This window comes from Rhizobium sp. BK275, assembly GCF_014193555.1.
Taxonomy (GTDB): Bacteria; Pseudomonadota; Alphaproteobacteria; order Rhizobiales; family Rhizobiaceae; genus Rhizobium.
Window position 1 is genome coordinate 533,290 of sequence record NZ_JACHZL010000005.1, and the last position, 14,134, is coordinate 547,423.

Annotated in this window: 11 protein-coding genes; 9 read left to right on the plus strand and 2 right to left on the minus strand. The window is 59.5% G+C overall.

What is annotated here, in order from left to right:
• The first annotated feature begins 88 nt into the window (after nucleotides 1-88).
• The 3 genes from FHT82_RS18800 (at nucleotide 89) to FHT82_RS18810 (ending at nucleotide 5,402) form a co-directional block, all read left to right on the plus strand.
• Nucleotides 89-946: a MipA/OmpV family protein gene (locus tag FHT82_RS18800; RefSeq protein ID WP_183734114.1), complete on the plus strand. Its 858-nt coding sequence runs from the start codon at nucleotides 89-91 to the stop codon at nucleotides 944-946.
• A gap of 100 nt (nucleotides 947-1,046) precedes the next feature.
• Nucleotides 1,047-2,291 (plus strand): efflux RND transporter periplasmic adaptor subunit, encoded by a 1,245-nt coding sequence (locus tag FHT82_RS18805; RefSeq protein WP_183734116.1) that lies wholly within the window; start codon nucleotides 1,047-1,049, stop codon nucleotides 2,289-2,291.
• A 9-nt stretch (nucleotides 2,292-2,300) separates the two neighbouring features.
• Nucleotides 2,301-5,402, plus strand: a complete 3,102-nt coding sequence (locus FHT82_RS18810) for an efflux RND transporter permease subunit (RefSeq protein ID WP_183734118.1) — start codon at nucleotides 2,301-2,303, stop codon at nucleotides 5,400-5,402.
• Between the two features lie 181 nt (nucleotides 5,403-5,583).
• Here the strand turns inward: FHT82_RS18810 and FHT82_RS18815 are convergent, their stop codons facing one another.
• Nucleotides 5,584-6,867: a cystathionine gamma-synthase family protein gene (locus FHT82_RS18815; RefSeq protein WP_183734120.1), complete on the minus strand. Its 1,284-nt coding sequence runs from the start codon at nucleotides 6,865-6,867 to the stop codon at nucleotides 5,584-5,586.
• Between the two features lie 394 nt (nucleotides 6,868-7,261).
• Complete coding sequence (locus tag FHT82_RS18820) at nucleotides 7,262-7,855, minus strand: transglutaminase-like cysteine peptidase (protein WP_183734122.1); 594 nt, start codon at nucleotides 7,853-7,855, stop codon at nucleotides 7,262-7,264.
• Nucleotides 7,856-8,390: 535 nt separating this feature from the next.
• On the opposite strand from FHT82_RS18820, the gene FHT82_RS18825 reads away from it, so the two are divergent.
• From FHT82_RS18825 to FHT82_RS18850, 6 genes are all read left to right on the plus strand, one after another.
• Nucleotides 8,391-9,344 (plus strand): sulfonate ABC transporter substrate-binding protein, encoded by a 954-nt coding sequence (locus tag FHT82_RS18825; protein ID WP_183734211.1) that lies wholly within the window; start codon nucleotides 8,391-8,393, stop codon nucleotides 9,342-9,344.
• Nucleotides 9,345-9,675: 331 nt separating this feature from the next.
• Entirely contained in the window at nucleotides 9,676-10,110 is a 435-nt protein-coding gene (locus FHT82_RS18830) for a helix-turn-helix transcriptional regulator (RefSeq protein WP_183734124.1), read from the plus strand.
• A 9-nt stretch (nucleotides 10,111-10,119) separates the two neighbouring features.
• A complete protein-coding gene (locus FHT82_RS18835) occupies nucleotides 10,120-11,961 on the plus strand; it encodes a peptide antibiotic resistance protein (RefSeq protein ID WP_183734126.1) in 1,842 nt (613 codons plus the stop codon).
• Nucleotides 11,962-11,972: 11 nt separating this feature from the next.
• Entirely contained in the window at nucleotides 11,973-12,191 is a 219-nt protein-coding gene (locus tag FHT82_RS18840; RefSeq protein WP_183734128.1) for a hypothetical protein, read from the plus strand.
• Between the two features lie 48 nt (nucleotides 12,192-12,239).
• Nucleotides 12,240-13,397: a YcaO-like family protein gene (locus FHT82_RS18845; RefSeq protein WP_183734213.1), complete on the plus strand. Its 1,158-nt coding sequence runs from the start codon at nucleotides 12,240-12,242 to the stop codon at nucleotides 13,395-13,397.
• A complete protein-coding gene (locus tag FHT82_RS18850) occupies nucleotides 13,394-14,113 on the plus strand; it encodes a TfuA-like protein (RefSeq protein ID WP_183734130.1) in 720 nt (239 codons plus the stop codon). The genes FHT82_RS18845 and FHT82_RS18850 overlap by 4 nt, the downstream gene beginning before the upstream one ends.
• The last annotated feature ends 21 nt before the right edge of the window (nucleotides 14,114-14,134 follow it).

The window sequence follows — 14,134 nt, forward strand, 5'->3', positions numbered from 1 at the left end:
AATGCCCATCGTGCATGGCACTGCTGAGGCGTGGCGTGCTTCCAGGTCGGTCTCGGGGGATGCACGCGAAGTCAACCTCGGAGCATTCATGTCTGCCTCTAACAAACTGACCGCCGATCGGTCCCGGCTGCTTTCCATCGCCGTGGCGTCGCTGTTCTTATCGCCCTTTGCCGTGCAAGCCGCCGACTTCACAAGCGACGGGCAGACCGCGCAGGAACCGCCACCGCCGGACCCGGAGCGTTTCGGCCCGGTCCGCCAGACGTTGCACGATTGGCACGTCGTCATCGGTGCCGGCGCTTCCTTCAATCCGAAATATGAGGGAAGCGATGAGTTTGAAGTCTCGCCTTTCCCCTTCGTTTCGGCCGAATTCTTCGACCGGATCACCATCGATCCGACCGGCATCGACATAAAGGCCTTCGAGAAGGATGCTTTCCGCCTCGACGTCAATGTCGGCTACGACATGGGCCGTGACGAAGACGATGCTGACGCGCTGCGCGGTATGGGCGACATCGATTTCGGCGTGACGGTCGGCGGCAAGGCCACCTATACGTTTGGACCCGCCAGTTTCTTCGTCTCGGTCGACAAGACGATCGGCGGAAGCGACGGCCTGCTCGCAACCGCCGGCGCGGCAATCTCGCAGCCCCTGTCCGAGCATCTCATCCTCGGCGCCGAGGCCTCTGCCACCTTTGCGGACGACAACTACATGGAAGCCTATTTCGGTGTCGACGCGGCCCAATCGGCCCGTTCCGGCTATGCGCAATACAAGGCCGGGGCTGGGATCAAGAGCGTCGATCTCTCCGCCTCGGCCACCTACCTGATCAACGAGAACTGGGTGGTCAGGGGTGAACAAGGCGTGGGCTTCCTGGTCGGAGACGCGGCAGACAGCCCAATCGTCAAGGAAAAGGTTCAGTCGAAAACCATGCTGATGCTGGGTTACCGGTTCTGACTCGGCTGGTCGAAGCATCCTGTTCAAAACCCAAGGGGTCGCCGACGCGGCGGCCTTGAATATCCGGCAATCAAACAAGAATCGCGCAGGGAATGAATAGATGACCTCCTTCATGCCGCTCTCTCGCACGCTCTGCCTGTCGCAGGGCGACCGACCGTTCCAAAACTTCAGAACGGGTCGCCTGGTATCGATCGCCCTGCTGTCTGCGACCGCGGGGCTGCCGATCCACGGTTTCGCCGCTGACATGGAGGCGCCGAAAGTGTCGGTCATCGCTGCGAGAGCCCAGGTTCTCGAACAGAGCGTTTCCGTTGTCGGCACGGTCGTTGCAAGGGAAACGACGCTCGTCAATACCGATCTCTCCGGAGCCCGGATAGTCTCGATCGCAGCCGAGGAAGGCGATCGTGTCAACCGCGGACAAGTGCTTGCGACACTGGATACATCGAGGATCGATGTCGAGCTTATGCAAAACGACGCGCAGGCGGCGAGCGCGGCAGCACAACTCGGGCAGGCCTCAAGCGCGCTCGACAATGCCTTGATTTCGCAGGAGGAAGCAGAGGCAGATCTTACGCGCGCGCAAAAGCTCGTTCCCAAGGGGTTGATGTCGCAAGAAGCGCTTGAGCAGCGACAAAAGGCGCTCGCGCGCGCAGAGGTGACGGTGCGAGCCAGCAGGCAGGCTGTCCAGTCGGCAGAAGCAGCCGCCAAAACTGTCGCTGCGGAGCGCAAGGATATTGAATTGCGACTGAGCTATGCGACGATTGTTGCGCCGGTGGCCGGCCGGATCATCAACCGGTCCGCCAAGGTCGGCGCGACCGCTTCCTCATCCAGCGAGCAACTTTTCGTCATCGCAAATGACGACCAGCTCGAACTGGAAGCGGAAATCCCGCAGGCCCAGTTCGATGTCGTGCCCGTCGGCGCCGTCGCTCATGTTTTTCTCGGCGACGGTCGTGATGGTTTGACAGGCACCGTCCGTTTCGTCGCGCCGGCGCTTGCCGACCGGACACGGCTCGGACGCGCCCGGATCACCCTGCCCCGTGGATTGGCGGCACCGATCGGCGCCTTTGCCTCGGCACGTGTCGAGATCGGAAGCAGCAAAAGCATATTCCTGCCCGCCTCGGCGATTGCCGGTTCCGGCGAGGAACCGTCGATCAAGATCCTCAGGGACAACAGCATCGAACGAAAGCCGGTTTCGCTCGGTTTTCGCCAAGCCGGTTTCGTTCAGATCCGCTCCGGCGTCGACGAAGGCGACTTGGTGGTGACGAAGTCGGGCGGCTTCATGGAGGCCGGCGATCACGCAGTCCCGGTCGTGGTGCAGACCGATGCAGGCCCGGTTTCCGAAAGCAACTGAGGTTATCCGATGAACATCTCCGCATGGGCGATCCGTACCCCGCTGCCCGTCATTCTCCTGTTCGTCATCCTCACAGGCCTCGGGCTGAAGAGCTACGCAACGCTGCCGATCACCTATTTTCCGGCCATTAATGTCCCGGCAGTCGGTGTGACCGTCGAAGAATCCGCGGCAGCACCCGATCAGATCGAAATCCAGATCACCAGGCTTATCGAGGACAGCGTCGCGGCCCTTCCCGATATCAAGCATATCGAGTCCACGATTTCGGAAGGTCGATCGGAGACCAAGGTCGAGTTTGAAATCGGCGTGCCGATCGACCGAGCCGTCTCCGACGTCAGGGACGCGGTCACGAAGATCCGTGATCGGCTGCCGGCGGCCATTGATGAACCTGTCATCGACAGGATCGATCCCGAAAACCAGCCGGTCGTCACCTATTCGGCCCATAGCGGCTCGATGTCAGCGGAAGATCTGTCCTTTTTCATCAGCGACGTCGTCGTGAGAAAACTCCAGGGACTGGCCGGAATTGGCCGCGTCGAACTCGTCGGCACCGTCAATCGGGAAATCCACGTTCTCCTGAAGGCGGATAGGCTCGCTCCTCTCGGCCTGACGGCGGCCTCGGTCAGCGATCAGATCGCCGCAAGCCAGTTCAATCTGCCGTCCGGGCGGGGCAGTGTCGACGCGCAGGACATGACGGTGGCAACCAAGGCAGCCGTTTCAACCCTCGACGAGCTCAGGGCCATTCGTCTTGCCTTGCCGCAGGGAAAGAGCGTCTCGGTCTCCGATGTCGCTGCGGTTGCCGACACGAGGGAGAAGCGGCAGGATTTTGCGCGCGTCGACGGCGAGCCGGCGATCGGCTTTACGGTCTACAAGGCGACGGGCGCAGGAGACGTCGACGTTGCCGAAAAAGTTGCCTCGGCTCTTGAGGAGATGGCCGGCTCAAGGCCCGGAACGGAGTTCAAAATCGTCGACGACAGCGTCACGCTGACGCTCGCCAACTTTCTGTCTGCCCGCAGCACGCTGATCGAGGGGGCCATTCTTGCCGTGGTCGTCGTCTTCCTTTTCCTGCGCGACTGGCGCGCCACCGTCATTGCCGCCATCAGCCTGCCGCTTTCGGCAATCCCGACCTTCTGGGTCATGGAACTGGCCGGCTTCTCGCTCAACATGCTGAGCCTGCTTGCGATCACCCTGGTGACAGGAATTCTCGTCGACGATTCCATCGTCGAGATCGAAAACATCGTCCGTCACAAAAGCCTCGGCAAAAGCGCCTACAAGGCTGCGATCGACGCGTCCGACGAGATCGGCCTCGCCGTCATTGCAATCTCGGCCGCCATCATTGCCGTCTTCGCCCCTGTCGGGATGATGCCTGGCGAAGTAGGCCAATATTTCCGGCAGTTCGGCCTGACGGTCGCGATCGCCGTCTTCTTCTCGCTCCTGGTCGCGCGCCTGGTGACCCCGCTGATTGCCGCCTACTTCCTGACGTCGCCGGGCAAAGCGCATGCAGAAGGGCGTCTGGTCGCACGTTATCGTGGGCTTGTCGGCTTGGCCATCAGATGGCGATGGATCACAGCCGGGCTGGCGGCTGGCCTCTTTGCCCTGACGATCCTGCTTGCCGGTTTCCTGCCGAGCGCGTTTCTGCCGGCGCAGGATACCGGCCGGATGACGGTTTCGATCGAGCTGCCGCCAGGCTCGACCCTTGCCGACAATGAAGAGGTGAGCGATCTGGTTGCCCGTCGTCTCAAGGCGATCGAGGATATCAAGACCGTGTTCGTGCGCGCCGGATCAGGGTCCGACGGCGTACGTGACATCCGCAAGTCGGTCATCGTGATGTCCATTGCAGATCGTCGCCAGCGCAAGCTTGGGCTTGAGCAAATCCAGGAAAGCGTCGAAGCTCTGTTGAAGGCCATTCCCGACCTTCGCTTCGAATTCATCAACGACCGCGGCGGCCGGGATGTATCGTTCGCAATCCTGAGTGCCAATGGTGAGCAGGCGTCGCGGGCCGCCCGGGCAATCCTGACCGAAATGCGCTCCAACGCGATGTTCGTCAATCCGGCTTCGTCGGAGGCGACACGCCAGCCGGAACTCGGGGTGATCGTGTCGCCGGAGCAAGCTGCCGATCTTGGCGTCAGTGCGAGAGAGGTCGCCACAGCAATCAGGGTCGCGACGTTGGGCGATGCCGATTCCAGGCTGCCATCGTTCAAGGACAGCGGCAGGTTGATCCCAATCCGCACGCTCGTCGAGGATGCCGGGATAGACCGGTCGGAGAAGCTGCGACAGTTGCGGGTCGTGACGTCATCGGGGACCCTCGTGCCGCTCGAGGCAGTCGCACGCCTGGAGGAAAGCGAAAGCGTGTCCGTCATCCATCGCATGGAGCGTCAGCGTCGGGTCGAAATCGGCGCGGACCTTGCAGCAGGGATCACGCAAGGCGAAGGCATTGCAGCGCTCAAGAACTTGCCGTCCGTCGGGGCGCTGCCAGCGGAAGTCGAAATGCGGGCTACCGGCGATTCCGATTCCACGGACAGCGTTTTTACGAGTTTTGCCTTCGCCATGATCGCGGGCTTGAGCCTTGTGGTGGTCGTGCTCATCTTGCTGTTCGGCAGCCCGCTCACACCGCTGACAATCATAACCCCTCTTCCGCTTGCGCTTTCAGGTGTCGTTGCCTCCCTCATCCTCACCGGCCATCCCGTGTCGCTGCCGGTCGTCATCGGGATCCTCATGCTGATGGGCATCGTCGTGAAGAATTCGATCATGCTTGTCGATTTCGCAATCGAGCTCGAGCGGTCGGGCCTGTCACGTATCGAAGCGACAATCGAAGCCTGTGCCGAGCGGATGCGCCCGATCGTCATGACGACGCTGGCAATGGTGGCCGGCATGGTGCCGGCGGCATTCGGCCACGAGATCGGCGGCGAGTTCAGGGCGCCCATGGCGGTCGCGGTCATTGGCGGATTGCTGGTTTCAACGGTCTTTTCGCTCGTCGTCGTTCCAGCAAGCCACGTCCTGATCGCCGACCTCGGCGATGCGATCAAACGCCTGGCGCAGAAGATGTCGGGTGGCAGAGCTGCCGCTGATGGCTCAGGCAACGCCTTCATCGAAAGGCCCGACAGTTTGCGCGGCTAGTGCTGCGAGACGATCCGACCGTCAGGATTCACAGGTGTCTCGCGATCGATGGGCAGTAACAGATGGTCGCAAGGGGATGGCTGTGGCGGCACTGTCTGCATCTCAAATCCCGAACACGTCAGCCGAGCGATATCGGGCCGGCGCTGAGCGGCCCAATACGGTTGCGAGTTGACGACGAGGCTTATGCTGCATCGAGCGCCAGGGTGAGATCGGCAATGAGGTCGTCTGGATGTTCGATACCGATCGATAGCCTGATCGTTGCATCGAGGACGCCGATGCGCTGGCGCACCTCGGCCGGCACGCCCGAATGCGTCATGGTTGCCGGATGCGATGCCAGTGATTCCGTTCCGCCGAGGCTGACGGCAAGCTTGAAGATCTTCAGCGCGTTCAGAAACCGGAACGAGGCCGGCTGGCCACCCTTGATATCGAAGGAGAATGTCGAACCGGCGCCGCTGCACTGGGCCGCAAATGTCCTGCCGACGGCGGAATCGGGATCGCTATATGGCAGGTAGTGGATCGTTTCGACCTTGGGATGCTGCCTGAGGAAGTCCGCCACCGCTTTGGCATTGCTGTCGGCGCGCTCCATGCGGATCTGAAGCGTTTCAAGCGAACGCCCGAGCATCCAGCATGAATGCGGATCGAGCTGCGTGCCGATTGCGCCGCGAAGCGCCTTCACCTGCTTGATCAGCGCCCGGCTGCCAAGCGCTGCCCCGGCGATCAGATCCGAATGGCCGCCGACATATTTGGTCAGGGAGTAGAGGGAAATGTCCGCGCCATGCTCGATCGGGCGCTGGAAGACCGGGCCAAGGAGCGTGTTATCGCAGGCGACGACAGGCGTATGGCCCTGTTTCTGACCGATTACATTGGCAATCCGCCGGATCATCGCGATGTCGACAAGGCTGTTGGTCGGGTTTGCAGGCGTCTCGATCAGGATGACAGAGACACGGCCCTTGGCCATTGCCTCCTCGGCCGCTGTCTTTACCGAGACTTCACTGACGCCATCGGCAAAACCGACTGCGGAAACGCCAAAATTGAGGAAGGTTTTCGCAAGCAAGGTTTCCGTCCCGCCATAAAGCGGCTGTGAGTGGAGGATTGTATCTCCCGGACGAACGAAGGCGAGCAGCATCGTTGCGATGGCGGACATTCCCGATGAGAATACCGCGCCGCTCTCGGCTTTTTCGTACACCGCCAGTCGATCTTCGACGATCTCGCTGTTTGGATGATTGAAACGCGAATAGACAAGGCCTGCCCCTTTTCCTTCCGGCGGCTCCTTCCGACCCGAGACGTAATCGAAGAAATCGCGACCGTCTTCGGCGGAGTTGAACACGAATGTGGACGTCAGGAAGACGGGCGGCTTGACCGCCCCTTCGGAGAGTTCCGGATCATAGCCATAGTTCAGCATCTGGGTTTCCGGATGCAGGGGATGATTGCCGATATGGGTTCTTGGAGGATGCGGTGCAGTCATGGAACGTCTCCCTCAATTGGCGCTTCCTGGCATCAACATGCCTGCGCCTCGCTAATATCTGGAGCGCTGCAGCAACAGAGAAACACCCCTTGGCAGATGGCTAGCAAATTTACTGAATTAAACGGCCTGGTGAGTGCAGCGGCCTGAGCTCAGGCATATAAGCGAGCGGTCGGCAGCCGATCTCCTTGGCTGTCGGCTTTCCAATTTCCGAGGTTGATTGATGACTGAGACTGCTGTTTTGACGAAGCTTTGTGACACCGTCGATGTAAGCGAGGATCTACTGGTCCGGGCCGAAATCGTGGAATTCGGATATGCGAATTTCAGGCCGGCGAGCAGTATTATGTGGCCACTGATCCGTGCCCATACGGGCCGGAGATCACACATGCAGATGCATCTAAAGTTCGTACCATATCCGCGGATTATCGCCTGACTGGATCATCAGCCACCGAAGATCCGTATCCGTCCAGCTCTTGATCTCATTCATGCGGTTGTCGAGCACCAGATCACCACGATCCGTCTTGACGACGAGAACCGCGTGGCCCTTGCCGGCGGGTGTCTTGGTCACGGCGATCCGCAGTGCCTTCGCCGACCAACCCATGGCGATGAGATGGTCGCGCTTCGTCAGCGCAAAATCCTCGCAATCGCCTGCCTTGACATTCACCTGCCAGACATCGCCCTGATCGGGCCGTTCGTCCACCGGGCGGATCGAGCGGTTGACCGAGGTGTTGACGGCATGAAGCTGCTTGTCCGCAAGGAGACTCAAGGAGACTTCGGACAGGTCGCCGCGAGCCTTGCACTCATCCGGATTTCGGGCGCAGAACATCACATGCGCAAAAGGTGCTGCAGTTCGGCGCTTTTCGGAAATATAGCTGAATACCGGCGCCGTCTTCAGGCCACGGGCCACACCGCCCGGACCGTCTGCATGGGCAGCCTGAACCACAAACAGAGATGCAAGCGTCACCACGACAACCAGTTCATGCTTGGACATTTTCTACCCCCGTGTGGCGGTTCATCGAACGATGATGAGGTCAACCCAGCGGCGATGAAGCATCTTCAGGCATGCGTCATTCGAACGGTTGGGCACATGATCGCGATCTCTTTTTTCCTGGACGTTTCCCGAGACGGTCATCATTCAGGTGTGTCCGTGTCTTCAGTCACAGCGGAGCTGGCGGCATGCGCATCGCGACCAGACGCATCGACGCCAACAGCTTGACAATTTAAACTAGCGCGGCAGGCAGCCATTTCAATTGTCGCGATAGCCGCAGTAACCCATTTGACAGTCTTCGCCGCCGCCAGTGGAAGGAGCGTAGGTCAAGGCGATCAGATAGAGATGTAGCCGAGTGCAACGGGATCGCTTTGCCAGCGCGAGACCTTGCTCTGCCCTGGTTCGAATGCGGATCTTTTGCTCGCTGGCAGGCGAGAATGAAAAAGCCAACTCGGGACAGGCGTGTCTTTGGGTACAGATATTCTAGTAAATATCTAGAGATACTTTAATTTAGCCTCGTCCTAGTCCGGAGAGTATGATGAAGATCACAAGACGAGCGTTTACAGCGGTAGTCGCAGGCGCCATCGCGACACCCCTAACACATGTCCGAGTAGCCGGCGCGGCCGACAAGGTCATTCGTATCGGCTACCAGAAATACGGAACCCTGGTGCTCCTGAAGGGCAAAGGAACACTGGAAAAGAAACTGGAAGCCATCGACTACAAGGTTGAATGGACAGAATTTCCAGGCGGCCCTCAGCTCCTCGAGGCATTGAACGCCGGTGCTGTCGATTTCGGATCGACCGGGGAAACGCCGCCGATCTTCGCTCAGGCCGCGAATGCTCCACTTGTCTATATCGCTCACGAACCGCCTGCCCCACGAGGGGAAGCCATCCTTGTCCCGAAGGATAGTCCCATCAAGTCCGTTGCCGAGCTCAAGGGCAAGAAGGTGGCCTTCAACAAGGGATCGAACGTACACTATCTGTTGGTCAAGGCGCTCGAAGAGGCTGGGTTGACCTATGAGGACGTGGAGCCTTCATTCCTCGCACCGGCCGACGGACGCGCAGCCTTCGAAAAGGGCGCGGTCGATGCATGGGTTATCTGGGATCCTTTCCAGGCTGCTGCGGAAGTGGCGATCGAGGCACGCGAGCTCCGAAATGGTGAAGGCATCGTTCCCAATCACCAATTCTATCTCGGCACGAAGACACTGGTCAATGGACATGCGCCGGTCATCGGTCTCCTGATCGATGCGATCTCCGAGATCGACGAATGGACCAAGTCCGACACCGCAGCTGCGGCCTCGGAACTGTCGCCTTCGGTCGGCATTCCTGAACCGGTTCTCGTCAAGGCGCTCGAGCGCCAGTCTTACGGCGTCAAGAGCCTCGATGATTCCGTCGTCGCCCAGCAGCAGGCGATCGCCGACACCTTCTTCCAACTTAGGCTGATCCCAAAGAAGGTGACGATTGCGGAGGTCGTTCACAAGAGCAAAGCATAAGCACCGTCGTCGCAATCTCAGACATCCAGCACAACGAGAAGGAGTGGCAACCTTCTCGCTTGTTGCACAAGCTAGGATTTAATCGTCAAGGAAGGCGCTATTCATTCAAACAAGCAGAGGCGGCGCAAGAGACGGTAACCGGTTCGCCAAGCCCCAACCGGTCAATACGTGCCATGCTGCTCCGTGCACGCTCTTGGGCTTGGCACAGGTTTGGTGCCCCAAATAGCTCACGCATCCGCCGCGACGCCTATCATAAAAACTATTATATTACTTTCGGTTGCATTTTTGCGCAAACCTCGCAATGATCATTCCATGATCGGAGGTACCAGCCATGAAGGCCAAATCGCCCACATCGATTGATGTCTATGTCGGCAGCAGAGTACGAGCGCGCCGCAAGCTGCTCAGGCTATCGCAGGCCGGTCTTGCCGAACGGATCGGCGTCACCTTCCAGCAGATCCAGAAGTATGAAAAAGGCATAAATCGCATTGGCGCGAGCCGGCTGCAAACGATCGCCGAAACATTGGGCGTACCCGTTCAATTCTTCTTCGAAAATCACACCGAGCCTGCCGCTTACAGCCTTGTCAGCAACGGCCGTGATGACGTGAATGCCTTTTTGATGTCGAAGGATGCCCAGGCTCTCAATCGCGCCTTCATGGCGATCGAGAGCCCAGAGATCAGGCAGAAGCTCATCGCCCTGGCCAAGAGCCTTGCCAGGAACACGACTTCTGACATTGATAACGTCACCCATCCAGAGGCCGGCGCCTGAGGACTTTTCGTGATTCATCTCCAGACCTTTGGCGAGTTGCGACTGACAGATGGCCTGGGCGCGCCCATCCGCTATCCGGTCAAGGCTCTGGTGATGCTGGCCTATCTGTGTTGCTCGCCGGATCATCAGCGCAGCCGACAAGAGCTTGCGCGGTTCTTGTGGAACGAGACCGGAGATCATCTTGCCGATCTCAATTTGCGGAAGCTGATTTCACGCATTCGCGATACAACGACCGTATCCGACGAACAGATACTGAATTTCGGGCCGCCTTTCGTCACCCTGAACAAGGCCGCCATATCGGTCGATCTCGACATATTGCGAACGAAAAAGCAGCCAGTGGCGCAACTGGCCGTCGTCAGCGACCTTGTGCAACGTGGCTTCATTCCCGGTCTCAGCGCATCAACCAAGGCGATCGATGGATGGATCGAGCGCGAACGGCAGCTGCATGTGCTCACCCTGAGGGATATCTTCGTCAGGGCTGCGGATCATATTCGCGATGATGAGGAACGTCGCCTTCTGCGCCGCTCGGGACTTCAACTTCTTGAAACCTTTCCCAACGACGAGCAGATCCGCTCCATCCTTCGCGGCACGGCGGATGATCATTCGCAAAGCCACCTGCGGGCGACGCGATCCGTGGCAGTCGCAAGCAGCCGCATCGCGGAGCAACAAGACACCACCCTGCCGCAGATCATAACCGCGACACCAGCGCCACGGCTTGTTCTCTTGCCTCCAGGCGCACCGGCCTTGACGCGGCAGGCGGCAATTGCCGACGCCCTTATCGAGGATGTCACGATAGAGCTCTGCGCGCTACGCAACATATCCGTCGTCGCACCCCATACAGCCGAGCAGATCCGCCGCGACTCCGACAAGGCCACGATCGTTCAACGGCATTCGATTTCCTACCTCCTGGACACACGGCTTTCTGGAGAAGGGCTTTATGCGCAACTCATTTATTTCCCGACCGACGAGATTTTGTGGGCAGCCCGATTTGAAATGGCCGTCGAGACGCTGCCGACGCAAAGGCGCTTGATCGCCCAGAAACTTGCCGACGCCGTTTCGGGACAATTGAGGCGAAACGAAAGCATTCGCCTTCGCAACGAGGCTGACCCGCAAGCCTATCATGCCTATCTCGTCGGCGCCGGCCTGCTCACCAAGCTTAGCCTGCCGGATATCCGGCGTGCACGGAAATCCTTCAAGCGCGCACTGCATTTTTCTTCGGACTATGCCCCTGCTTTCACAGGCCTGTCGCGGACATTCACCAGCGAGTGGCTGTTGACCACGCAAGGCGATCCCGCCCTGCTGAAGCTTGCGGAAGATCAGGCGCTCCGGGCGATAGAAAGAGATTCAGAATCGGCAGCCGGGCATCGAGAACTCGGAGTGACGAAGCTCTACCAGGGTGCTGTCGATGACAGTGTTGCGGCACTTGAGCTCGCCGAAAGCCTCAGCCCGCATTATGCCGACGTCATCTACAGCCATGCGGATACGCTGGTCCATGCGTCGCGGCCGCAAGATGCGCTCGAGAAAATCAAGAAAGCGATCTCACTCAATCCGATCGCACCCGACGCCTATCTCTGGTGCGCGGCCGGGGCGAGCTACTTCCTTGAACGCTACGAGGAGGCGCTCGCCTATGTCGATCAAATGAAAGACAAGGCACCGGCCTACCGCATCGCGGCAGCCAGCTGCGCGATGATCGGCGATCGAAAACGGGCACAGTTTTATCGGCAACGCGCCGAAATGCTCAACCCTGCTTTCGAGGTCGAGAAATGGCTCGCCTTGGTGCCCTTCAAGGAGCAGTGGCAAAAAGAGCTTTACCGGGACGGTCTTTTCAAGGCCGGATTTTCAAAAACCTAACGGAGAATATGATGGCAAAAGTTGTTGTATTGGGTGTATCGGGCGACAAGGGACTTTGGCTGGTGGACATTGACGCGGGAACTGTGACACCACTGCAGGTGCCAGCAGGCACCGACCTGGCCGCAGCCGTCAAGCAGCGAGAGGCCGGCGGCACATTGATCAAGAATGTCGATTTCGCGGTCGCCGTCTCGTCAGCGCAGACGGTTTTCTCCGGCCACGTGGATGGCTGAAGGCGAGCGACGCTGACCGGTCATTCCGATCCTTATTCTGACCGAACGATTGCGCCGCGGGACACGTTGTCCCGTGTCGCTCTTTATTTAGAGGCGATGGGCATCACGCGCCTGTCACGACAGACCGATCTCGATTGTGTCGGTCTTCCGGTCTGGTGCGCCTATACGCCGAACTCCCGCTCCATTGTCATCGCCCAAGGCAAGGGACTTGAGGATATCGACGCCAAAGTCTCGGCGGCGATGGAGGCCCTGGAACGTGCGGTGGCGGGCGACCCCATCACCGTCACCACGGTGTCGTCGGCACGAGACCTCAGACGCCGGGGCGATCGCGCCGAACCGCTCGATTGCCTAATCGCAAGCGGCGAACAGGTCGTGGGCGAAGACGAGGAATTGGCCTGGAGCCTGGCAACCGAGTTGCTGCACGACCAGCCGATCCATGTTCCGCAGGATGCCGCCGTCCTCGACCGAACGAGACATAACCGTTTCTGGATGTCGTCTGATGGACTTGCCTCGGGCAATACCCTGGAGGAGGCAATGTTTCATGGCATCCTGGAGCGCATCGAGCGCGATGCCCACGTCCTGTGGCAGATCGTCAGCGATGCCAAGCGTGATGCATGCTGTGTCGATCCGAGAAGTTTTGCCGACGCCGCGCTTACAGGCCTGATCGACAGGATCGAGGCGGCCGGGCTTGTCGTGAAACTTTTCGACATCACGAGCGATATCGGTATTCCCTGCTATACCGCGCTCGTCGCCCCATCAGCGGTCAACAGCAAGGCGCCGCTCCGGTTCGTTGAGGTCACCGGAGGAAGCGGCGCTCATCCCTGGGCCGTGCGGGCGGCAATCCGAGCCGTGACGGAAGCGCTTCAGTCGAGACTGACCTATATCAGCGGCGCCCGTGACGATGTCTGGCCTGAATTGTTCACGACGCCTCTTCCGGCGCAGACCCGTAGCGCCTTTCTTGCCGTCCCCGCGCCGGTATCTGCGGCCGCCATCACAAGACCAGCAGGGAACATATCGGTCCTGTTGCACGAACTGCTGACGAGATTTCGCGCCAGCGGAATCGGCTCAGTGATTGCCCTCCCCCTGACGCCTGCGAACCTACCATTTTCGGTAGTGAAGATGTTCATATCCGATCTTGAGAACCCCGAGGGCAACAGGCTCCATTGTTTCGGCCAACGTGCCCTTGCAAGGGCGATGCGCTGGTGAAGGTCGTTTTTATCGGCCCGAGTTTGCCGGATGCGGCAAGCCACGCCTCAGGCGACATCGTTCTCCGGCCACCTGCTGTTCAGGGCGATGTGTTAAGAGCGGTGGAAGATGGCGCCAACGTCATAGGCTTGGTTGACGGCGGCTTTGAAAATACCGCGCCGGTTTGGCATAAGGAAATCCTCTTTGCGCTCTCGCTCGATGTCACGGTGCTGGGCGCCGCCAGCATGGGCGCCTTGCGTGCCGCCGAATGCCAAGCGTTTGGCATGATCGGCGTTGGACGGATTTTCAACGACTATGTCAGCGGAACCATCGTCGACGACGCCGATGTCGCGCTTCTGCACGAGCCGATGGAGCTGGGCGGCAATGCACTGACCGTGCCAATGGTCAATGTGAGAAGCACTTTGGACGAGATGGAGCGACTGCAGTTCTTCGATAAAGCCTTTCGCCTGGCTCTCGAACAAACCGCTGCAAACCTCTTCTTCAAGAAGAGAAGCTGGGCTCTCATCGTTCGCGCATGTGCGGCAATACCGGCGTCCCAGAAGCAGTATTGGCTGGATATGCTGAAGGCCCGCACGGTCGATCAGAAGCGGATCGATGCTCTGGCGCTTCTCGAAGCTGTGAGCGGCGCAGCTAATCAGCGCGTGTCCAGAAATCGCCATTGGGAATTCAGGAAAACCACGCTTTGGTCAGAACAACTAGCCCGCTCAAAGGCTTAGATCCCATTGCACCCATAAAGT

What these genes read in the sequence shown, in the direction of transcription:
- FHT82_RS18840 (WP_183734128.1), top strand. Translation starts at nt 11,973, where the DNA reads ATGGCAAAAGTTGTTGTATTGGGTGTATCGGGCGACAAGGGACTTTGG.
- FHT82_RS18830 (WP_183734124.1), top strand. Translation starts at nt 9,676, where the DNA reads ATGAAGGCCAAATCGCCCACATCGATTGATGTCTATGTCGGCAGCAGA.
- FHT82_RS18805 (WP_183734116.1), top strand. Translation starts at nt 1,047, where the DNA reads ATGACCTCCTTCATGCCGCTCTCTCGCACGCTCTGCCTGTCGCAGGGC.
- FHT82_RS18820 (WP_183734122.1), bottom strand. Translation starts at nt 7,855, where the DNA reads ATGTCCAAGCATGAACTGGTTGTCGTGGTGACGCTTGCATCTCTGTTT.
- FHT82_RS18810 (WP_183734118.1), top strand. Translation starts at nt 2,301, where the DNA reads ATGAACATCTCCGCATGGGCGATCCGTACCCCGCTGCCCGTCATTCTC.
- FHT82_RS18800 (WP_183734114.1), top strand. Translation starts at nt 89, where the DNA reads ATGTCTGCCTCTAACAAACTGACCGCCGATCGGTCCCGGCTGCTTTCC.
- FHT82_RS18815 (WP_183734120.1), bottom strand. Translation starts at nt 6,867, where the DNA reads ATGACTGCACCGCATCCTCCAAGAACCCATATCGGCAATCATCCCCTG.
- FHT82_RS18825 (WP_183734211.1), top strand. Translation starts at nt 8,391, where the DNA reads ATGAAGATCACAAGACGAGCGTTTACAGCGGTAGTCGCAGGCGCCATC.